At 61.5% G+C, this 21,235-nt stretch carries 17 protein-coding genes; 2 read left to right on the forward strand and 15 right to left on the reverse strand.

Translation table 11 applies throughout. From position 1 onward, the window contains the following. Positions 1-47: 47 nt before the first annotated feature. From U5G49_RS30780 to U5G49_RS30850, 15 genes are all read right to left on the reverse strand, one after another. Positions 48-716: a nucleotidyltransferase family protein gene (locus U5G49_RS30780; protein ID WP_245503413.1), complete on the reverse strand. Its 669-nt coding sequence runs from the start codon at positions 714-716 to the stop codon at positions 48-50. A gap of 249 nt (positions 717-965) precedes the next feature. After that, positions 966-1,163, reverse strand: a complete 198-nt coding sequence (locus tag U5G49_RS30785) for a hypothetical protein (protein WP_018245245.1) — start codon at positions 1,161-1,163, stop codon at positions 966-968. Then, positions 1,160-1,867: an XdhC family protein gene (locus tag U5G49_RS30790; protein WP_018245246.1), complete on the reverse strand. Its 708-nt coding sequence runs from the start codon at positions 1,865-1,867 to the stop codon at positions 1,160-1,162. The genes U5G49_RS30785 and U5G49_RS30790 overlap by 4 nt, the downstream gene beginning before the upstream one ends. Then, positions 1,867-2,196 (reverse strand): XdhC family protein, encoded by a 330-nt coding sequence (locus tag U5G49_RS30795; protein WP_130716195.1) that lies wholly within the window; start codon positions 2,194-2,196, stop codon positions 1,867-1,869. Before U5G49_RS30795 ends, U5G49_RS30790 begins: the two co-directional genes overlap by 1 nt. A 13-nt stretch (positions 2,197-2,209) precedes the next feature. Next, positions 2,210-4,552, reverse strand: a complete 2,343-nt coding sequence (locus U5G49_RS30800; RefSeq protein WP_193445325.1) for a beta-glucosidase family protein — start codon at positions 4,550-4,552, stop codon at positions 2,210-2,212. A gap of 32 nt (positions 4,553-4,584) precedes the next feature. After that, a complete protein-coding gene (locus U5G49_RS30805; protein ID WP_018444488.1) occupies positions 4,585-5,064 on the reverse strand; it encodes a MarR family winged helix-turn-helix transcriptional regulator in 480 nt (159 codons plus the stop codon). A gap of 52 nt (positions 5,065-5,116) precedes the next feature. Beyond that, positions 5,117-5,713 carry a cysteine hydrolase family protein gene (locus tag U5G49_RS30810; RefSeq protein ID WP_193445326.1) on the reverse strand — a complete coding sequence of 199 codons (597 nt, stop codon included), beginning with the start codon at positions 5,711-5,713 and terminating at the stop codon, positions 5,117-5,119. A gap of 2 nt (positions 5,714-5,715) precedes the next feature. Beyond that, positions 5,716-6,765 (reverse strand): ABC transporter ATP-binding protein, encoded by a 1,050-nt coding sequence (locus tag U5G49_RS30815; RefSeq protein ID WP_018245251.1) that lies wholly within the window; start codon positions 6,763-6,765, stop codon positions 5,716-5,718. After that, complete coding sequence (locus tag U5G49_RS30820) at positions 6,752-7,531, reverse strand: ABC transporter permease (protein WP_018245252.1); 780 nt, start codon at positions 7,529-7,531, stop codon at positions 6,752-6,754. Before U5G49_RS30820 ends, U5G49_RS30815 begins: the two co-directional genes overlap by 14 nt. Positions 7,532-7,541: 10 nt before the next feature. Beyond that, positions 7,542-8,456 (reverse strand): ABC transporter permease, encoded by a 915-nt coding sequence (locus U5G49_RS30825; protein WP_018245253.1) that lies wholly within the window; start codon positions 8,454-8,456, stop codon positions 7,542-7,544. Then, positions 8,446-9,522, reverse strand: coding sequence for an ABC transporter substrate-binding protein (locus tag U5G49_RS30830; protein WP_032981498.1), 1,077 nt, complete (start codon positions 9,520-9,522; stop codon positions 8,446-8,448). The genes U5G49_RS30825 and U5G49_RS30830 overlap by 11 nt, the downstream gene beginning before the upstream one ends. Positions 9,523-9,888: 366 nt before the next feature. Then, positions 9,889-12,126: an MGH1-like glycoside hydrolase domain-containing protein gene (locus U5G49_RS30835; protein WP_168331585.1), complete on the reverse strand. Its 2,238-nt coding sequence runs from the start codon at positions 12,124-12,126 to the stop codon at positions 9,889-9,891. Between the two features lie 17 nt (positions 12,127-12,143). Then, the gene (locus tag U5G49_RS30840; protein ID WP_193445327.1) at positions 12,144-14,828 is read right to left on the reverse strand and encodes a carbohydrate-binding protein; all 2,685 of its coding nucleotides are present in this window, start codon (positions 14,826-14,828) and stop codon (positions 12,144-12,146) included. An 11-nt stretch (positions 14,829-14,839) separates the two neighbouring features. Next, positions 14,840-18,382: a molybdopterin cofactor-binding domain-containing protein gene (locus U5G49_RS30845; RefSeq protein ID WP_193445328.1), complete on the reverse strand. Its 3,543-nt coding sequence runs from the start codon at positions 18,380-18,382 to the stop codon at positions 14,840-14,842. Then, positions 18,379-18,918 carry a (2Fe-2S)-binding protein gene (locus U5G49_RS30850; protein ID WP_246289206.1) on the reverse strand — a complete coding sequence of 180 codons (540 nt, stop codon included), beginning with the start codon at positions 18,916-18,918 and terminating at the stop codon, positions 18,379-18,381. The genes U5G49_RS30845 and U5G49_RS30850 overlap by 4 nt, the downstream gene beginning before the upstream one ends. A gap of 357 nt (positions 18,919-19,275) precedes the next feature. On the opposite strand from U5G49_RS30850, the gene U5G49_RS30855 reads away from it, so the two are divergent. After that, complete coding sequence (locus U5G49_RS30855) at positions 19,276-20,412, forward strand: FAD-dependent monooxygenase (RefSeq protein WP_193445329.1); 1,137 nt, start codon at positions 19,276-19,278, stop codon at positions 20,410-20,412. After that, the gene (locus U5G49_RS30860; RefSeq protein ID WP_193445330.1) at positions 20,409-21,209 is read left to right on the forward strand and encodes an alpha/beta fold hydrolase; all 801 of its coding nucleotides are present in this window, start codon (positions 20,409-20,411) and stop codon (positions 21,207-21,209) included. Before U5G49_RS30855 ends, U5G49_RS30860 begins: the two co-directional genes overlap by 4 nt. The last annotated feature ends 26 nt before the right edge of the window (positions 21,210-21,235 follow it).

Below are 21,235 nucleotides of genomic sequence, written 5' to 3' on the forward strand. Positions count from 1 at the left end.
ACGAGATCACGGCTCGCCGAGGTTGGCTCAGTCAACATTATAAGCCTTCAGACTGTTCCAGCAGGTGTCCCGCCGGCCGCAATGATCGCCTCCGGCGTGTCGACGTCGATCTGCGCTGCATCACCAATCTCGACGTCTGTCACCGCCAGCCCGGAGGTTTCGATCAGATGGCGGGCGCCCACATCTCCCTCCAGGCGGAGAACGGCATCGTTCAGCGACCGCGGCAGGATGACCGGATTTCCGCGCTTGCCTTGCGACACGGCGCGAACAATAGATGCGCCATTGGCGTCTCGAAACGCGGTGATCATTCTGTTCAAATCGTCTGTGGTCACGCCCGGCATGTCAGCGAGCATGACGAGAACGCCCTCCGTGTCGTCGGCCGCGGCAGCGGCAAAGCCCGTCGTAAGCGAACTTGCCATGCCCGCCGGGTAGGCCGGATTTGCGATGATCGTCACCGGGAGATCGACCAGGACCTTGCGGATGTCATCTTGACGATGGCCGACGACAACCGTGACCGATGCGGCATCGCTACCCATCGCGATCAGGGCTGACCGGCGAACAAGCGGCATGCCGTCAAAAGCAGCCAGCAGCTTGTGACCACCATTCGGGCCCATGCGCGTTGCCATTCCTGCCGCCAGCAGGACGATTGCGACCTTTGGCTGCAATGACGTCTCCTTCAAGGTCTCACGCGGCATCGACCCTGTCTGGATTTCCATTAGCAGTCCACCCACGCCCATGCGACCAATATCGTACCCGTTGGGATGTTCCCCTGCTAGAATCCGCTCCGGCAGTCGATCGAAGCCATTCCGTTTTGGGCCGCGGGCGTAACCCCGGATCCCCGACGGCATAACAGGTACCGATCTCGCCGAAAAACCATGAGGTTTCCCGGATCCATCGGGATGTCGACGCGCAGGACTGCGGGAATGAAATCGCCATGCACCGACGACGATGATCAGTCGCGGGCTTCATCGGCAATGGGCGGCGGCATCTCTCCGAATGGTATCGCCGATGCGGGCTGCCGTCACCTTGACGAAGGCCTGCCCGCTCCAGCTACACAAGGTCGCCTTGGCATAGTACATGCCGCTTCGAACGGGCTTCTTCCGTAGGTCGTAGCGCATGAGGCGACCAGCCAGCGTCGTCGGCAAGAACTGAGGGCGTTTCATTGCGGCCCATCCCAGGAGAGCGAAGGGCGGCGCGAGTGAAGCGCCTGGATGACCTGAGCCAATATGGCCACGGCGATCTCGGCGGGGTTGGACGCACCTATATCAAGCCCGATCGGAGCGTGGATGGTTGAAAGTGCATCGGCGCCAAAGCCGTCCGCGGCAAGGCGTTCGGTCCGCGCGGCGTGGGTCTTTTGACTGCCGAGTGCGCCAATGTAGAAGCAGCCGGTGCGCAATGCCGCGGCCAGGGGAAAATCATCGATCTTCGGATCGTGGGTGAGCGCGACCAAGGCGGTGTAACGGTCGAGCGGATCGGCCGTAAGCGCATCGGCAGGCCAATCGGCGGACAGCAGCACGTCAGGAAAGCGATCCCGCGTCGCAAAGGCCGTGCGAGGGTCTATGACCCGCACATCGAAGCCAGCGAGCCTTGCCATCTGCGTCAGACATTGGCTGATATGGACGGCGCCGATGATGGCAATACGCGGGGCGGGCATGTAAACGTTGACGAAGCCGCTTGCGGAAGCGCTGTCGAAGGCTATAGAGCGGCCGGACCGAAAGGCACGTTCGACGAGTGCGACAAACGGTTCCTCGATCGGGTCACCTTCCAGGATGACATGCTCCTCGTCGGCATGATGATCGGTCAGAAGCACTGCGGCAACACGTTTTCGACGCGCGGCGTTCAGGCTTTGCAGACTGTTGAGGCGCATCAGCCGATCCTTTCGACATAGACGCGGATGCGCCCGCCGCAGGACAAGCCGACTCGCCAGGCAGTTTCGTCCGCGACACCGAATTCCAGCATCTGCGCCTTGCCGTCGGCAATCACATCGATGGCCGCCGTGATCACCGCAGCTTCGATGCAGCCGCCGGAGACCGAGCCTTCGAAATTGCCATCAGCGTCGACCACCAGATGGCTGCCCGCCAAACACGGCGCCGAACCCCAGGTTTCGATCACGGTCGCAATCGAAACATCACGACCAGCCGCTATCCATTCCTCGGCAGCAAAAAGTGGGTCGGTTGCGTGTATTGCGGTTGTCATTTCGGCCCTCAGGTCAATTGTCGTTTAGCCCTGCAAAGATCTTGGCGATATCCGTCTCTTTGACGCTATCTCCGACATACCAGCTCAAAGTGTCGTAAAATCCGAGAAAGGACCCCTTCGTTTTTGCAAGGAGCGCCGTAGCTTCTGCACTTGAGATCGAAAGCCTGGCGACGAAGAAACTGACAAGAACAGCTTCAGCCCTAGGGTGGGCAAAGACGAGGGCTGTTGGAGAATTGGGCGAAATCAGTGGCAACACGGGAGCGGGCAATTTACATGGCAGAGTAACTGACAAGCGGATATCGCGGGAGGATGCCGCAGCTTCGATCACGAAAGCCTCCGCATCGAGAACCCAGGCGGAGCGTGCCGTATCGAAATAGCGGAAATCGCGCTGCCTCAGCGTCAAGCTCACCGTCTTCGTCTCGCCAGGCTGCAGATGCAGCTTGGCGAAGGACTTGAGCTCGCGGATTGGCCGCTTCAGGCCGGGCGCAAGCGGGCGCACATAAAGCTGGACCACTTCCTTGCCGGCGACCGATCCGCTGTTACGGACAGTAACACGCACCGCGCAACTCGTATCCGCGCCGATCTCGCTCTTGTCGAGCTCCATATTCTCATACGTGAACGAGGTGTAGCTGAGCCCATGCCCGAACGGGAAAGCGGGGACGATTTCTTTTAAATCATAGAACCGATACCCGACGAAAATACCCTCGCTATAGACATGCCGCCCGTGCTCGCCCGGGTAGGTGTGCCATCCTGGGATATCGTTCACGCGCGCGGGCATGCTGGCGGAGAGTTTACCGCAAGGGTTCTGCTCGCCGAACAGAATACGGGCGATCGCTTCGCCGCCGCCCTGCCCGGCATAGAAGCTGGCAAGCACGGCATCAACATCGTGGAGCCACGGCATCTCGACGGTATCCGGCATCGACAGCACGACGACGATCTTGCGACCGACTGACGCCAGTGCCTTGATGAGGGCGTCGTGGCTAGCGGCGAGCTTCAGTGTGTCGCGGTCATTGCCTTCGCCGTGGCGGCTCTTCTCGTTTTCCGCGAACACCACAACGCCATCGGCGTGTGACGCAGCCTCAACGATCGCCTCGATCGAGGCCAACATGTCCCCCTGCGCGGCGCAGGAGAAGGGCTGATGCCGCACCGTCAAGGTGTCTCCGGCCCGCTTGGCGATCTGAGCCAAGGGACTGTCGACGCGATAAGGATTGGTGGTGGCCGAGCCGGAGCCCTGGATGACCGGAATGACAGCGCCATCGCCGACGATGAGAAGCTCGCCCGGGCGGCCGGGATCAAGTGGCAGCGCCTTGCCTACGTTGCGCAGCAGCACGATCGATTCCGCCGCGATTTCGCGTGACAGCGCATGGTGCGCGTCGAGATCCGCCGCCGTGCCGCGCTTCTCGTGCATCTTGCACTTGATCACGAACGCCAGAACCCTGGCGCAGGCGGCATCGATCAACTCAGTCGGCACGTCGCCGGCTTCGATCGCGGCGTGAAGGCGCGCCTTGCGCGGCTGGCTTTCCGGCATGTCGAGTTCGGTGCCGGCATTGAGCGCGGCGCCACGATCCTTGATCGCATGCCAGTCGGAGACGACCAGCCCGTCATAACCCCATTCCTCGCGCAGCACGGTGCGGAGCAGCCAATGATGCTCGGCTGCCTGGATGCCGTTCAGGGGATTGTAGGCGCTCATCACGGTCCACGGCGCGCTCCTTTCGATTGCCCGCTCGAAGCCCGCCAGATAGATTTCGCGCAGGGCCCGCTCGTCGACATCGGAACTGGTCGTGGTTCGCTCGATTTCCGAATTGTTGCAGGCGAAATGCTTCAGCGAGGCGCCGACGCCATGATCCTGCAGGCCTGAGATGACAGCAGCAGCGAGTTCACCACTGATGACGGGATCCTCGGAATAATATTCGTAGGCCCGCCCAGCCAATGGCGTGCGCCGGATGTTGATGCCGGGGCCAAGTAGCAGATGAACGCCGAAATCCTGGCACTCGGCCGCAAGTGCCGCCCCCATGCGGTAGGCAAGATCGATATCCCAGGAACAGCCGAGCAGATTGCCGTTTGGAAAGCATGTGGCCGGGCGGGTGGCGCCGAACATGCCGCCTGGCCCATCGCCCTGTTGCCCGACCAGCTCGAGGAATGCCTGGAGACTGTCTTCGTCGTTGTCGCCGGCGTCGATCTGGGTGGTCGAATAGCGCACGCCATACGCACCATCAGTCATGACGACCGAAGGGATGCCGAGCCTTTCGATCGATGCCGTTTTCCACAGCCCGCGTCCGCTCAGTAGAGCGACCTTTTCGCCGACGGTCATTTGGCCAACGAGCGATGGGATTTCGTCTTCGCTGAGCTGGAACATGGGTAGTCTCCGAGGTTACGGCAGGCGTCGGCTCAGCAGATTTTCTGAAGGAGTTCCATTAGCATCATGCGCTCGGCAACCGTCAGGTTACTCAGTGTTTCCTGCGAAATCTGCAGTGCGACCGACAGGTTGCGAGCCACCGTCGCCTCGCCGTCCGGCGTCAGCGTCAGCACCAGCCGCCGTGCGTCGGTTGCGTCGGGTGCTGTGTGAACCAGCCCGCGCTTCACCAGTCGATCGACGACCCCCTTGATTGTCGCCATGTCCATGGCGGTTTCGCGGCCGAGATTGCCCTGCGAACAGGGCTGCAGTTCGTTGAGCTTGACCAGCGCTGCCCATTGGGTCGTGGTCAGTTTCTCCGCCATCAGGCTCGCAAAGATAGCCACGTGCCGCTGGTTTGCCTGCCGCAGATAGAAGCCGATCTGTTCGCCAAGCGCATACTCGGCCTGCTGGCCTTGAACCTTAGGCACTGCCGCCTTCCTGCGGCCGCCTTTGTCTTTGAAGGGAACATCCATCGGATCTCTCAAATCTGCTTGTTCGTCGTGATTGGCAATCGCATTGTCGAACTCAGTCTCGCCATAAATCCAGGATGGCTTCTGTCGATAAGATTTCGATCTGCTCCGAAAGCCTCGGCACCAAGATCTCGGTTACCATGGCGTGCGCTTTCATGTCACCGCTTCCCAGCGCATCCTCGGCCAGGATGACCCGGTAGCCGGCGTCCACCGCATCGAGAACGCTCGCGTAGACGCAGACGTCTGTCTCGACGCCTGAGAAAATCAGAGTGTCCGTTCCCGAGTTCTGCAAGCGGCGGGCGAAACCAGGCGAACCGAAGACGGAATAGGTTTCTTTGTCGACGATGGAGCCAGGACCGGCGATCGCCGCCAGCGGCGCGACCAGATCCAGCACGGTCGCGTCGAGCTCATCCAGCGTCACCGATGACCAGCGGCGATAGTAGTTCTTCCAGCGGCCTTTTGCATCTTCCGCGTTCTGCGGAACCACAAATCGGACAAAGATCGTGTCGAACGGGCGCGCTTGGCTGAGCGCCAGCACGTTCGGAAGAATATCGGTGATTGCTGGTGTATGCCACGCCGTTTCCTCGGCAAACAGACGTTGCATGTCGATGACGACATGCAACGTATTCTTGGAGAGCGGCGCGGTTGCCATGATCAGTCGGCCACCGAGACGGTGTGTTCCGGGGCCCAGCTCAGGGTGATGCTGTCTCCATCGCTCAGAATCTTCCCATCGCGGTTCTGCGCAAACAGCTTCAGCGGCAGGCCATCGGCAGTCTCTAGCAGATAGGAAAGCACGGGACCTGCATAGATGACCGTGGTGATGCGTGCCGTTAGGCTATTGCCGTCCGTCGGACCAGATACGATCGACATCTTTTCCGGACGAACCGCAAGCGTAATTTTGGATCCGCTTGATGGCAACGTCCCGGTTGTCCGGACGACCGTCCCATCGGCCAGACGCACGGCTCCATTATCCACCGTCCCGGTGAGGAAGTTGGAATCGCCGAGGAATTCCGCTGCAAAGCGCGTCAGTGGCCGTTCGTAGACGGTTTCCGGCTCGCCGATCTGGACGATGCGGCCCTTGTCGAGGATGGCCACCTTGTCGGACAGCGTCAGCGCTTCTTCCTGGTCGTGGGTGACGAAGATCGTCGTCAGGCCGCTTTCACGCTGGATGCGCAGTAGTTCGACCTGCATCTCCTGGCGAAGGCGGCGATCGAGCGCCGACAGCGGCTCGTCGAGAAGAAGTACGCTCGGCTTGATGACGATGGCGCGGGCCAGTGCGACGCGCTGCTGCTGCCCCCCGGACAGTTGCTTGGGCGTGCGGTCGCCGAAGCCGGGAAGACGGACCATCTCAAGAGCCCGATCAACTTCCTTGCGCGCGGCGGCGCCCTTGATGCCTCGACGTTCGAGACCGAAGGCGACGTTCTGGGCGATCGTCATATGCGGGAAAAGTGCGTAGGACTGGAACATCATGCCAATGTTGCGGCCCCAGACAGGGATGTCGGTGACATCGTTGTTGCCGATCCTGACGATACCCTGGTCGGGCTTGATGAAGCCCGCGATGATGCGCAGAAGCGTGGTCTTGCCGGAACCGGATGGGCCGAGAAGGCTGGTGAAGGAGCCTTCGGGAAACTCGGTGGTGATATCCGACAGGACGGGCGTGGTGCCGTAGGTCTTGGCGACGGAATTGACTTTAACGTTTGTCACGAGTGTCTCCAGGCTTGGCGAAACGCGCAAAAATCAGGATGATCGTCATCGAGCCGAGCAGAAGTACGGTCGAGATCGCGTTGATTTCGGGGGTGAAGCCCTTGCGGATCGAGGAGTAGATTTGCACCGGCAGCGTGGTGTAGCCGGGCGTTGCGAGAAAGTAGGAAATCACGAACTGGTCGAGCGAAACCGCGAAGGCAAACAGCGCGGCGCCTAGGATGCTGGGATAGAGCAGCGGCAATGTCACCGAGAAAAAGGCGTGAACCGGTGTGGATCCGAGGCTCATGGCTGCTTCTTCCAGATCGGCACGAATAGTACGGAAGCCGGTCCCGACCACCAGAACCACATAGGGGATTGCGAGTGCGACGTGGCCGATCAGCAGGGCATGCATGCCACGCCCGATGCCGCTCCAGTAAAAAAAGATCAGCATCGCCGTGCCGGTAATCAGCCACGGAATGGCAATCGGCGGCAGTAGCATTAGCTGCAGCAGGCTCCTGCCGCGGAATGTCCGTCGCGACAGCGCCACCGAAGCCATGGTCCCAAGCGCCGTCGCCAGCACTGCCGTGATCGTGGCGATGACGATGCTGTTCAGGCCAGCCGTCAGAAGCACGGTGTTGCTCGACAGAGCCTGATACCATTGCAACGAGAAGCTGAAGGGCAGTTCATAGAGCGGCGATGCGTTGAACCCCATTGCCATCATCACGAGAATGGGCGTGTAGAGGAAGATAAGGATCGCAATGAGATAGATACGGCCAAGCGGTTTCATGATCCTCTCCTCAAGCTACCGTGCCACGGCGCAGAGCGCCGGAGAAGGTTGCGAAAATGGCGAGCACGACGGCCAGAAGCGTAAAGGACAAAGATGCGCCTAGCGGCCAGTTGAAGGCCTGCGTGAACTGGTCTTCGATCACCGTTCCCATGGTGACGCCGACACGTCCGCCCAGGATGCGCGGTTCCATGAAAGAGCCGATCACCGGAATGAAGATCAGGACGGAGCCAGAAATCAGGCCGGGTGCGGCGAGCGGCACTAAAATCTTGAACAAAATGGTCCACCAGCGCGCGCCGAGACTCGATGCAGCCTCAATGATCGCGTCATCGATAGCCACAAGCGCGATGTAGCAAGTCAGGATCATGTAGGGCAGATAGCCGTGGACAAGACCGACCACGATGGCATAGCGCGTATAAAGAAAACCGATCGATCCGGCATCGGGCGCGATCATATGCAGGAGATTGTCAAGGAAGCCGTTTTCCCGGAGTACCATGGTCCACGAAAAGACGCGCACAAGACCGTTGGTCCAGAATGGCAGGAGAATGAGGATCAACAACATCTCACGCGTCTTGCCGAAGGTCGAGCGGACCAAAGCCACAGCCGCCAGGAAACCCAGCACTGCGCAGAACAGCGTCGTCCAGAAGCCGATCAGCAGCGACGTGATGCCAATCCCGACCAGATAGGGTTGGTCGATGAACGCGCGGTACTGCTTCAGCGTAAAGACGATCGGGGCCTTGCCCATCGGTGTCGCGGACATGAAGCTGAACACGAGCATGGTCAGCAGCGGCAGGAAAACGGCAAGTGTCAGCCATCCATAGGTCGGCAGCAGCAGTGCCGTCGTCGATATCCATGGGGGGAGCGGGCGCCGGCTGCGCGGACCCGAAGGTCCGCGCTCTGACGCTGAAATCACTCGATCATTCTGCATAGAAGGCTTTCACTTCCTGCCAGATATTGTTGAAGGCTTCACGGCGGTCGTCGGGAATGCCCGAGACAAAGGACGTCGTCTTTAAGTACTCGGTCTTGTGCACCAAACGCGTGAGATCGTCGGCGGGGAGTGCCGAAAGGGCTGCCGAATTCGACGAGGCGGGCGCCCCTATCTTGGTTGCCCACTCGACATAAAATGTCGGATCGATCATCCAGTTGATGAAGGCAAGAGCACCTTCTGGATTCGGCGCCGATGACGGAATCCCGAGACCGTCGACCCAACCGACGCCGCCTTCCTTAGGCACTACGAACTGAACGGGAAGTTTGGAAACGCGCTTGGAGCGCACTGAACCGCCCGACCAGAACAGCGACAGGTCGAATTCCTTGGCGGCGAACGACTTGTTCCACTGGTCTTCCGTCGACCACAGCAACTTGACGTTCGGCTTGATGGACTTCAGCGCGGCCGTGACAGCAGCCAGATCCTTGGGATCGTTGATGTCCTGCCCGCTCATCAGCGCGCCGACACCGACATTGATGATGGCGTCGTCGTCCATGGCAACACGACCCTTATAGGCCGGGTCTGCGAGGACCGCATAACTGTCGGGAACGGTCATGCCTTCACGGATGGCAAGCGAGGTCATGCCCCAGACCCAAGGAACGGCATAGCCCTTGCCGTCCTTGCTGAAGTTCGGGTTGGCGCGGAGGGTCTCATCGACCGTTGAGGCGTTTGGAACCTTGCTGAAATCGATCGGCTGCAGCAGGTCTTCGGCAACCGCCTGGGCGCAACGCGCAGCATTGAGGATAACCAGATCATAAGCCCCCGGATTGGTGCGCAGCTTGGTGAGCATTTCCGATTCCGAGCTATAGTAGTCGTGAACGACCGTGATGCCGGTCTTTGCCGCGAAAGCCTCGACAGACCATTTTTCGTCCGTTCCGTAGCCTTGCCAGTTCAGGACCGTGATGGTGCCCGCCGAAAAAGCCTTGCGCGGGAGGCTAGAGAAGCTGACGCCAGCGACAAGCGCCGCGGACATTAATTTCATGGTGTTGCGTCTGGTGAGTTCAGTCATTGTGGCACCCCTCTTGAACATACACAGTTATGGACGATCGTGACCGCGGTCAGCGACCTCAACGGATCGGCAAGGCCGAAAACAGAAGACATGCCAAATGCACATCAACTAATTTGTGTACCAACTATAACCAGAGGAGAGCGAAGGCTCGAGGCGCATGATTTCCAGGCGAGCAAAAGCCTGCGCCGCAAAGAGCGGAACATGACTTCATAACCGAGATATCGGTGCCAGACTTCGATAATGACCCACCTAAATCATTCGATTGTCGGTGGACCTTTAGTTCAAACCCTCTGATCTTTGAAATCAGTCTTTTTATTTTTTTATTTGCATACAAACTATTAATGACGAATTGACAGGTGTCAAGCGCTACCTTGCGTCTGCAGCGGAAAAATAGATGTCGAGTCGGCGGTCCTGCGCGCTTTCAGCAATCGTGAGGCGTATGCCTTCTGCGCTTGCAACATAGCCGATCCCCCGCCCATCAAGACGAACAGCAAGGACATCGCCGATATCCAACCGAGGCAGATCGATGTAGCCAGCTGCGGCAACAGGCGCGATGGTGCAGGCCAGTCGTCCATCGCTCATGACGATGCGCGACAGCGTCGTTTGCAGGTCCGTCCGCAACATCACGCGACCATTGAGCGTCATCGACAAAGCAGCGGCCTCGACCTGCAGATGCAAAGTCCCCGATGGCGACAACATTGGCCCGAGCGCCAGGTCGCGGCCGGTGTTGCGCACTGTCCAGCCCGTCCACGGATCAAATTCGACGATTTCGCCGGTTGCCATCAATGGCAGCATGGCGGCCCAGATGTAGAACGGGTCGGTGTCACCCTGGTCCAGTGCCTCGCCGGTCACGGCGTTGTAGTTTTCGGAGGCGATGCGATCCTCGCGCCAGTTCTTCATGAACAGGTCGTAGCTCTGGCCGGCGAGCTTGCTCGCTTCGGCCGTGAAACCGTAGCGACGCAGGCCGAGCCAGACCATGTAGTTGACATTCGGCCAGATGCGGCCGCGCCAGTAGACGTTGTCGGCGAAGGCCGGATCGTCACGCGTCGCGTTCGGCAGCACGAAGTCCCCGCCGAAAGTGGTCTCGTCGCTCAGATGTTTAAGCAGGCGCGCCGCCTGAGCCGGCGTCGCGGCGCCGCAAAGCAGCGGATAGAAGCTGGTCGGCGACAGCGATCGGACAAAACCACCGCGCCGCTGTCGATTGGCAAAGATGCCGCGACTTTCATCCCAGAGCGTTTCCGAGATCAGCGTCCGGTGGCGTTCGGCCAAAGCGGCGAATTGGCGGGCATCGTCATGCTTGCCGAGCACGACGGCCATTTTTGAGAGCATTTCGGCATCGAGAGCGGCCGCGCAGTTGAGGCCGAGGTCGAAGGTCGAGAGCGTCCGGGTGACGGGATCGTAGATCGCTTCGTCATGCGTCGCAGAGTTGTCCATGCCGGTCTCGTTGCGCGCGCCGAAGGCAGTGCCCTTGTACAGGCCCTCACCCACATCAGAGGTGCCGCAGGACAGCAGGCCGAAACCATCGGGATCGCGATTGTCCTGCCACCAGCGCCGATTGCGCACCAGCGCGTCGTAGCTTGCCTGGATCATCGACCGTTCGCCGGTCCGCTGGTAGAGCTGCCAGACGACGAGCGCGCCGAACGGCAGCTGGGTGCGATCGACCCAGGCATCGTTGGACGTGACGATGCAGGCGATATTGCCCTGCGGCGTTGCGCCGGCCATGGCGGTCGCCATGTTTTCGCGCGCCAGATCGGCGTCGAACACGCCGGCGAGAAGGGCCGCGAAAATCTGGTCGTTGAACCAGACGGCAAATTTCCCGAGATTCCAAATCCGCGTCACCGCCGTATAGGGCCGCGCGTTGGTCTCGTCCCAGATGGTGTTCCAGGCGACCACGTCGCGCATTGCGTCGAGGGCGCCCTCGAACAGGCCGGTCTGCGCCACGGCGAGCTCAGCCGGCGCGCCGGCCGCAAGGCAGGCCTTCGCCTTTGCGATCGCGAGCTCGGCGCTGTCGGCGACGCCCGCCGCATAGGCGCCCTGGCGCATCATCTCAAGATTGAAGCGCAGGGCGATCACCGGCGCTTCGTTTTTGCGCGTGGCGGTGTAGAAATAGCCGTTCTCCTCGAAGTCCGCCCGCAGCGCGTCGATCGTGTCGTGGCCGGTGACGTGCACCGGCGCCTCGGCGGTCGCGACCGCCACAAATCGCGTGCCTACCTTCAGCAGCGTAATGTTGCGTGCCGCATCATGGACCGCCACCTCACCGCCATCGGAGGAGATCGCCAGCGTCACCCAAAATCGCAGCCCCCATTCGGCCGACACCTTGCCGGTCCACCTGCCGCGTACGGCGAAGGGGTCGGTCTTGGTCGTCGAAAACGAGACCGTCGTACCGCTGAGGTCTGTCTCCAGCTCGATCAACGAGCCGTCAATGGTGTGACGGCCGAGGCGAACGGCGTCGCGCCGCGGCTCTATCGCGGAGGTCGTCCTGCTACGCGTTGAATACAGAACCGGCGTGATCCGCACGCCGAGCGGCAGGAAGACCATTTCGGCCGGCCGGCTTGACCAGCTGTTCCAGGCACGCATCAGGGGGATTGTCGAATGTTGTAGCATGGCTCTGTAACTTCCGGTCAGTGTGTCAGCGGAATAAGTTTCGGTACTGCGGACAGGCCGCTCTTGTCGGCCGTATCGCCGAGATAAGGCGTGTTGGCGTAATATCGGTTTGCCGCCGTGTTGGCGACGCGCAACTCGAGCGAATGGACGCCAGGACGCAACCGGCCGAGCGCAAAACGATAGGGCCGCCAGCCCCGCCGATCGATCTGCCGGCCGTCCAGGCTGGCGGCGACCACGGTCGCGACGTCAGGCAACTCGAGAAACCAGTCGGCCTCGTCGCCGATCTCCAGCGCCAGCCGGTAGATCCCGGTGCCGGACAAATCGGCAAATCCCTGCGTCTCCCATCCGGTCTCGACCGAAATCGGCACGAATGCTGCACTGGCCGCCGGCGCAAAACTCCAACCATCGACAAGTGAGACGGCGCGCGCGAGGTCAAGCGCTGGCTGGTTCGAGAGATGGCCATCGCCTGCGCCCCCATGCGTTGTCTGACGCAGGCGGAGGCAGCGCACTTCCTGCGCTTCGAGCGTGACGGTCAATTGACTGAAGGCAGCGGCCTCCTCGATCTTGCCTGTCGTGGCGGACCAGACTTCGCAGTCGAAACCGTCATTGAAGAAAATCTCACTTTCCAGCGCGGCTGCACCATCGTTGAAGAGAACGATCCGCCACCAGCCATTGTCCTCGTATCCGACCCATTGCCAGAGCCGGTCCGCGGGATGGCCGGTGATGACAGGACCGGACGGCGGAAGCCCTGCCAGCAGCGCGTCGATATCGCTGCCGCCGGGCATCCGATCGATATGCGTCGACGCCACCGCAGCCACCGGATCGGTGGCATCGCAAACGGTCGACAGGCGATCTCCGGAGGACCAGACAACTCCGCCAGCGGCGCGGAAGGTCTCCAGTGCCCGCACCGTTTTTTTCGTCTCCAGCACGGTCACCGATGGCAGGATCAGGGCATCGAAGACCAGCCCCGAGACCAGCATCTGGCCGTCCTCGATCCTCGCCTTGGCCAGATCGGCCTCGCTGACGAACATGAAGTCGCAGCGCCTGGCCAGAAGCCCTTCGCACCATGCACCGATGTGGGTGGCATGGCCGTGGCGTGGGCCTTCTGCGAAGGCGGTATGAAGTGGATAGAGGATTGCGACCGGGGTGCGGGGTGTGGCCGGCTCGATGAAGGCTGAGATACGCGCGGTCTCCTGCGAAAACAGGTCATGATAGCCCCACCAGGGCTCAAAGTTGATGCCCGGCGCGAAATCGAAACGCGGATTGGCAAAGGGTGTCGGATCGTTGTCGCGCCCATCCGTCTGGTAGACGCCGTGCCATAGAAACTGGCGAGTGCCGAGGCAATAAAGCCGGATTGCCTGCGCCCGCATCGTCTCCAGCGTCAGTTCCCATTGCCCGGCGGCGCGCACCGGCGTTCGCTCGGCACTGGCATAGGTTTCGACGACACAGCGGCTGCGGCCATTCGAGCGGGCAACGGAATCGCCGAGCTTGGGCGCCAGCTGTGCGACGAAATTGTTGGAGTCGACCGTCGTCTCATGCCTGTAGGCATCGATGCCGAAGAAATCCACGGCAAGCGCGACCCTGGGGTCAATGCTGGTGAAGCCCCCGTTCAAGGCCCACGAACTGATATGCGGCAGGATTTCGTGCCCCGTGAGTGCGATGCCCTTGCGTTCGGCCCATCGACGCAGCGTGCCCGAGAAGGCATCGTTCATCAGGGCTGAATAAGCGGCATAAAATTGCGCGCGCAGCCGCAAGGTGTCAGGCCCGACATTGCGCAGCAGCGCCAGCAGCGTCTTGGCGAACGGCTGGCCCGTGTTTTGCAAAACGGCATCCGGCAGCGTCGAAGCAAATAGCAGACTGTTGCCAAGACTGCCCGAAATCTGATCCCATTTGTAAAAGCCGGCCGCCGGCTGGTCATAAAAGACCAAGCCGACGGGATCAGGCACGAGATCACCAAGCGCTTCGACGAGCGGATCGAGCCCGACGTCGATAAATCGCACCGTGGCTTCCGGCAGGAGGTAGTTGATCAACCGGGACGTCGTGGAGCGCGCGCTGATGAATACCGTTATCGTCTGGCCGTCTTTAATCTCCCCGTCGAATGCGTAGGTGCAGGAAACACCGTCGCTTCTAACGACTGATGTCTGCGTGGTCACATCGACAATCTCGTCCAGACTGCCAACCTCACCGGAGGAATGCAGCAGGGCCGACGCGACCATCCATTCGCACCACTCGACCCGACCGCCTTCATATTGCCACTCGAAAATGTCCGATCCCATCTTCCGAGTGAAAGGCGGATGAATGCCACTGATCTCACCCCGCAGATCTCCTGAGGACATCCAGAACAGATGGCGCTCGCGCAGGTCGTCGCGGTCCACGACTGTCCGGCCGCCGGCGTGCCCGCTGATCCAGTTATAATCGTCGTAGATCCCGAGCTTCAGCCCCAGCTTGGCGGCGATGCCGGCCGCAGCGCGATAGGCGACGAGGTAGCCCGGCGACAAGTAGTCGTCGCGCGACATCGCAAGCCGAGCCTGGATCAGGATCGTGCCGATCCCCTTCTGTTTGAAATCGGCAAGCTGCGCGTGGCAGACCTCCTCTGTCGGGATCGAATGCCAGAACCAGTAGGCCGACGGCCGGAACGCTGTTGTCGGGTTCTCGAATAAGTCGCGGCGATCGATGTCCTGCCCGGTTCGGATCTGCTCCAATCGTCTGCTCCCTAGTGGGTTGCCGCCGTCACGCGTTGCATGGCGTTGGTCGTTTCCGTCCAGGCCGGCTTGTCGGGCGCGAAACGCGCTCTCAGATAGTCGGCAAGATCCTTGATCTGGCTTTCGTTCAGCGTCTGGCGAAAGGCCGGCATCGACATCACTTCCGGGGCCTCACGGCCGGTGGTCTGCGCCAGAATCGCCGGCGCCTCGACACCGTTCAGGATCGCCTGGATGAGATTGTCCGGCGTCGCCGCATGCAGGTTGCTGTTGAGCGCCAGCGACGACAGGATCGAGTTTCCGGTGTGGCATGTGGCGCAGGCGCCGTTGAACAGCCGCTCGCCCTTCGGCGAAACCCGAGCGGCGACAGCCTTGGCCGCTTCACTTGCGGCAATGGCGGCCTCGCTCTGTGCTTTGCTATCGGCGGGGGCCTCGTTGAGGCTGGCGAGATATGTTGCCATGGCACGGATATCGTTATCCGGCAGCGGCTGCATGACTTCGACGACATGCGCCATCGGGCCGGCGGCACTGCCGTGATCGCGCGAATGTCCGGTGCGCAGATAGTCGTAGAAGGCGTCCGCCGTCCAGCTGACAGGGCCCTTGGCGAAGGCATTGAGAGCCGGCGCCTCCCAGCCATCGGCAAAGCCACCGGAGAGCCGGGCGCTGCCGCTCTTTTCCGCGCCCAGCACATTTCTGTCCGTGTGACAGGCCGAACAGTGACCGAGCGTCTCGACGAGATAGGCGCCCCTGTTCCATTGCGCACCACGGGTCTCGACGTATTTGAACGGCTCCGCTTTCAGAAACAGCGCATTCCAGCCCGCCATCATCGCGCGGATGCTGTAGGGAAATTTCAGCTTTGTATCCGGCGCCTTCTCGGCCACCGGCGCCTGCGTCATCATGTAGGCGTAGAGTGCCTGAAGATCGGCTTCCTCGGCGCCCGCGAACGAGGTGTAGGGATGGGCGGGATAGAGGTGATGGCCGTCGCGGCTGACGCCCTCTCGCATGGCCCGTTCGAAGGCTGGATACGACCACGCGCCGATGCCGCTTTCAGTGTCCGGGGTGATGTTCGTGGCATAGACGGCGCCGAACGGCGTGTCGAAGCGCCGGCCGCCGGCAAAGGGTGTGCCGTCATCACCGACATGGCAGACATTGCAGGCGCCGGCCGCGGCCGCAAGCCTGCCGCGTTCGATGGTGGCCGGGCTGTAGACGTTGGCATCGGGTCGCGGAATAGTGCCGATAGCAGAACGCCAAGGCGAGGCCATTGTGACGATACCGGACAAAGCGGCGACGGCACCGACGGCCGACAGACCGATGTTCCACCACTTCCGCTTCTTCGCCACCGGGGCAGCCGGCGCTTCATCCGTCTTGCCGTTCAGCGCGGCGAGTACCAGCTCCGGCGTCAGCGGTAGTTCGCGGAAGCGAATGCCGGTGGCATCGTAAACGGCATTGGCGATGGCCGAGGCGCTGGGAACGGAGGCGGATTCTCCGACACCGAGCGGCGGCTCGTCCTGCCTCGGCACCATCAGCACGTCGATATCAGGCACCTCGGGGAAGGTGATCAGCGGATAGCCGCCCCATTCCTTCGACTGCACGGCGGTCGACGAGAATTCGACTTTTTCCTTCAGCACCCGGCTGGTGGATTGAATGATATTGCCGTGGATCTGGTGGCGCACGCCGTCGGGATTGATCATCATCCCGGAATCCTGCGCGCAGGTCACCTTGGTGACCGCGATCTCTCCGGTCTTCTTGTTGACGGCGACATCGGCGACCCAGGCGGCCCAGGCGGCGGCCTTGCCCGGAAACGGCCCATGGATGTAGACGGCATAGGCAAACCCGCGTCCGTAGAGCAGGTCGCCCTCGCCGCCCAGCGTGCCCCATGTCGTATGCGGCACCCATTTCGCCCGCTCGGCCAGCGCATGCACCAGGTCGACGGCGCGCGGATCGTGGAGGTAGCGAAGCCGGTATTCGACCGGATCGACGCCGGCGGCGGCTGCCAGTTCGTCGATGTAGCATTCGTGCGCAAAGGTGTTGGGCATTGCCGACACGCCGCGGAACCAGGAAGCACGCGCGATCGGCGGCATATCGTGCACAGTGACGCGGAGGTTCCCGTAGGCATAGGGCGGGATGGCGGTGCGATCGCCCATCTGCACGACGTCGGAAACTGGCGGCACCTTGCCGGTGAGGATCAAGGGAAGGGTCGGCGCCAGATTGGAGGGATAGCGGGTTTCGAAATCATAGGCGGACGGACCGCCCTCCAGATCGATACCGCCGCGCACATCCATGATCTGGGCGGCGCCCTTCGGCTCCCAGGCATGTTCCTGCTCGCGCGTCAGCTGCACCCGGACAGGTGCCTTTACCGCCCGCGACAGCAGCGCCGCGTCGGCCGTGACGTCATCGGCGCAATTGCGGCCATAGCAGCCGGCGGCTTCCAACCGCTCGACCCGGATCAGCTCTTCCGGCATGTCGAGCAGCAGCGCCAGATCGCGGCGCATGGGAAACGGGTTCTGCGTCCCCGACCAGACCGTTAGCCCGCCCTCGTTGTAATCGGCCACCGCGCAGGACGGTCCGATCGAGCCGTGCATCTGGTAGGGCCAGACATAGGTGCGGTTCATCGGCTGGGCACTGCCGGCCAGGGCCATATCGACATTGCCGAGATCGGCAAGCTTGCGCGCAGTCGACGGATTGGCGCGCAGCGCCTTTTCCGGCGCGTTGAGATCCGGCCACTCGGGCGGCGCGCGCCACACGACCTTCAGGCTCTTGGCCGCCTCGATAGCGTTTTCCTCGCGGGTCGCGACCACGCCGACGAAATCGCCGAGGGCGACGACGCCGACCAGCCCGTTGATGTGCGCAACCGATGTTTCGTCGATAGAGATCAGGCTGTTTCCGACATGATCGCCGTGATCGAACCCCGCATAAGGCGGGCGAACGACGCGGCCATGCAGCATGCCCGGCACGCGCACATCATGCACATAAGTCCAGCGCCCCGTGGCCTTCTCGGGGATATCGACGCGCGGCTGCGACGAGCCGACCAGTCTATAGTCCGAGGCCGGCTTAAGGGCCGCGTATTTATCGATCGACAGCCTGACATGGCTGCCGGCGACGATGTCGCCGAAGCTGAGCTGCCAGTTCTCGCCGCCATCGGCACGGATGATGCCATCTTCCAGTCGCAGCCGCTCAAGCGGCACGCCGCCCTTCTCAGCCGCCTTGGCGAGCAAATGATGGCGGGCGGTGGCGGCGGCCTGGCGCAGTGGCACTGCGGTGATCTGGATCGTTTCGCTGGCGATGGTCGCGCCCTGGTTGGGCGCGGCGGAGGTCGTGCCGAGCACCATGTCCACCTGCTCGAACGGCATGCTGAGCTCTTCGGCGACGATTTGCGCCAGAGAGGTGCGGATGCCCGTCCCTAAGTCAACATGGCCGTTGAACGCAGTCACACGGCTATCGGCGCCCACCGCGATGTAGAGTTCCGCACCGTCGCCAAGCCGCGTATCGTTGACAACAAGCAGCATGTCGGCGGCCGACATATAGGCGGATTTCGGCATTTGGCGGTGGTCGGTCACAGGGAGACCTCCTTCGCAGCTTTTGGTGAGATATCGTCCGGCGTGGATCGTCGCGTCCGTTCGGCCCTGGAATAGGCGACCGCCCGCCTGGCCGCGGCAAGTATTTCCATGTGCGTTCCACAACGGCACAGATGATGGCGCAACGCCTCGCGGATCGCGTCCTCGTCGGGATCGGCATTGCGATTGAGCAGGGCTGTGGTGGCGATGATCATGCCGTTCAGGCAATATCCGCATTGAGCGGCGGCCTCGTCGATAAACGCCGCCTGGACTGGATGCAGATGCTCGGGCGTGCCGAGACCCTCAAGCGTGGTGACGCGGCGAGTGCCGACGGCACCCAGAGGCACGGTGCAGGAGCGCACGGAGCGACCATCGACGAGAACGGCGCAAGCGCCGCATTCACCGAGCCCGCAACCGTATTTCGGGCCGTTGAGGGAGAGATCGTTTCTGAGGATATAGAGAAGGGGTGTTTCCGGGCTTGCTTCGACGCTCTCGACGGCATCGTTCACATTCAAACTGAAGCAAACTGGCAGTGTCAAAGCAGGCCCTCCGCCCCGGAGAACGAAACACAGACCTCGCCTCTTTCCATCGGCCGTACCGCTACGCAGCAGACATCGCCCGGACGTCCGCAAACCATAACGATGCAACAGTCACCGACTCTTCGCATCTATTGCCCCTTTTATTATTAAGAAGTGCATACGCTTTATAATGACAAAAGACAAGTCGGATTTCACCATCGGAATTTTGCTAGTGTATCCAATTGGCAGGGCGTTTTTTGTGTCATCTTGATAAAAATCAACGCGTCGCTATTGCTATTTAGAGTGTATGCGCTAGAATTTTTGTGAAGCTTCTAATCGTGGGAACAATGCGTCGAAAGACAGCTAAGAAGGGTCGCTATGTCTAACGGAAAAGAAAAGATCGCGATTATCGGCGCCGGCCTCGGCGGCGCTGTCGCGGGTGCGCTGCTCCAACACGCAGGTTTCGACGTCAACGTCTATGAACAGGCACCGGCATTCTCGCGCCTGGGCGCCGGCATTCATATGGGGCCGAACGTCCTGAAGATTTTCGAGCGCATAGGCGTCGACAAGAAGGTGATCGGCATCAGCAGCACGCCGAGCCATTGGTTCAGCCGCGACGGCGTTACCGGCGAATACACCGCCCGGGTTCCGCTTGAAGGCTACGGCCAGACCTATTGCACCGTTCACCGCGGCGACCTGCAGGCCATCCAGTGCGATGCGTTGCAGCCAGGCACCTTGCATTTCGGCAAGAAGCTGGCTCGCCTCGACGACAGCGGCACCGATGTGCTGATCGAATTCGAAGACGGAACCTCGATACGCGCCGACATCGTGATCGGCGCCGACGGCATCAATTCGCGCGTTCGCGAAACGCTGCTCGGCGAAGAGAAGCCGAATTACAGCGGCTGGGTCGGCCATCGCGCCCTGATCTCGTCCGACAAATTGAAGAAATACGATCTGACATTCGAGGATTGCGTCAAGTGGTGGGGTCCGGACCGTCATATGATGGTCTACTACACGACGGCTCGGCGCGACGAATATTACTATGTCACCGGCGTTCCGCATCCGGCTTGGGAATTCGATTCGGCTTTCGTCGACAGCAGCCGCGAGGAGATGGCGGCGGCGTTCGAGGGTTATCATCCGATCATCCAGGCGCTGATCGAAAGCACCGATGGGGTGACGAAATGGCCGTTGTTCAACCGTAACCCGCTGCCGCTCTGGAGCAAGGGCCGTCTTGTGCTGCTTGGAGATGCGTGCCATCCGATGAAGCCGCATATGGCGCAGGGTGCCGCGATGGCGATCGAAGACGCCGCCATGCTGACCCGCTGCCTTCAGGAAACCGGCGTCAACGACTTCCGCACCGCTTTCGGATTGTATGAGACCAATCGCCGCGATCGCGCGACGCGTGTCCAGAGCGTTTCGAACGCCAACACTTTCCTGCTCAAACAGGAGGATCCGGCCTGGGTCTACGGCTATGATATCTATGCCGCCCCCCTGAAGAGCGAGACAGCGGCATGAGCGGCGGCGCCTTGTACGGGGCGAACGTCTTCGCCAACGGCATCCGCCAGCACTATCTGCGCTATGGCGGCAAAGGCCCTTCGGTCATCCTGATCCCGGGCATCACCAGCCCCGCGATCACCTGGGGTTTCGTCGCCGAACGGTTGGCCGAGCGTTACGACGTCTATGTGATCGACGTACGCGGCCGCGGCCTGTCGTCGACTGGCCCCGACCTCGATTACGGCCTCGACGCCATGGCTGCCGACATCGTCGGCTTCGCATTGGCGCTTGGACTTGCTACTCCCGCCCTGCTCGGCCATTCGATGGGCGCGCGCATCGCCATCCGTGCCGCCGTTGCGGCGCCGGAGGCGTTTTCGAGGCTGGCGCTGATCGATCCGCCGGTCTCCGGCCCCGGACGCCGCGCCTACCCGAGCAAGCTGACCTGGTATGTCGACAGCATCCGCCTGGCGCTGAAGGGCATCGACGCGGAGGGGATGAAGGCGTTTTGTCCGACATGGACCGACGAGCAACTGAAGCTGCGCGCCGAATGGCTGCACAGCTGCTACGAGCCCGCGATCGTCACCGCTTTCGAGGACTTCCACAAGGACGACATCTTTCCGGATCTGCCGAAGCTCAAGCAGCCGGCCATGTTGATGGTCGCCGGCCGTGGCGGCGTGATCGAAAGCGTCGACGTGGACGAGGCCCGCTCGCTTTATCCGGGGCTGGAAATTACCCGGGTACCAAATGCAGGGCATATGATTCCATGGGATGATTTCGACGGCTTCTTTGCCGCGCTTGGAGATTTTCTCTCCCGTTGATTGAAGCGGCGGTGGGGCGATGATCC

The sequence above is a fragment of the Rhizobium indigoferae genome (genome assembly GCF_034554815.1).
Classification (GTDB): domain Bacteria; phylum Pseudomonadota; class Alphaproteobacteria; order Rhizobiales; family Rhizobiaceae; genus Rhizobium; species Rhizobium leguminosarum.

Coding starts and splice junctions, on each gene's coding strand:
- U5G49_RS30780 (WP_245503413.1), bottom strand. CDS start 716: ATGGAAATCCAGACAGGGTCGATGCCGCGTGAGACCTTGAAGGAGACG.
- U5G49_RS30785 (WP_018245245.1), bottom strand. CDS start 1,163: ATGAAACGCCCTCAGTTCTTGCCGACGACGCTGGCTGGTCGCCTCATG.
- U5G49_RS30790 (WP_018245246.1), bottom strand. CDS start 1,867: ATGCGCCTCAACAGTCTGCAAAGCCTGAACGCCGCGCGTCGAAAACGT.
- U5G49_RS30795 (WP_130716195.1), bottom strand. CDS start 2,196: ATGACAACCGCAATACACGCAACCGACCCACTTTTTGCTGCCGAGGAA.
- U5G49_RS30800 (WP_193445325.1), bottom strand. CDS start 4,552: ATGTTCCAGCTCAGCGAAGACGAAATCCCATCGCTCGTTGGCCAAATG.
- U5G49_RS30805 (WP_018444488.1), bottom strand. CDS start 5,064: ATGGATGTTCCCTTCAAAGACAAAGGCGGCCGCAGGAAGGCGGCAGTG.
- U5G49_RS30810 (WP_193445326.1), bottom strand. CDS start 5,713: ATGGCAACCGCGCCGCTCTCCAAGAATACGTTGCATGTCGTCATCGAC.
- U5G49_RS30820 (WP_018245252.1), bottom strand. CDS start 7,531: ATGAAACCGCTTGGCCGTATCTATCTCATTGCGATCCTTATCTTCCTC.
- U5G49_RS30825 (WP_018245253.1), bottom strand. CDS start 8,456: ATGCAGAATGATCGAGTGATTTCAGCGTCAGAGCGCGGACCTTCGGGT.
- U5G49_RS30830 (WP_032981498.1), bottom strand. CDS start 9,522: ATGACTGAACTCACCAGACGCAACACCATGAAATTAATGTCCGCGGCG.
- U5G49_RS30835 (WP_168331585.1), bottom strand. CDS start 12,126: ATGCTACAACATTCGACAATCCCCCTGATGCGTGCCTGGAACAGCTGG.
- U5G49_RS30855 (WP_193445329.1), top strand. CDS start 19,276: ATGTCTAACGGAAAAGAAAAGATCGCGATTATCGGCGCCGGCCTCGGC.
- U5G49_RS30860 (WP_193445330.1), top strand. CDS start 20,409: ATGAGCGGCGGCGCCTTGTACGGGGCGAACGTCTTCGCCAACGGCATC.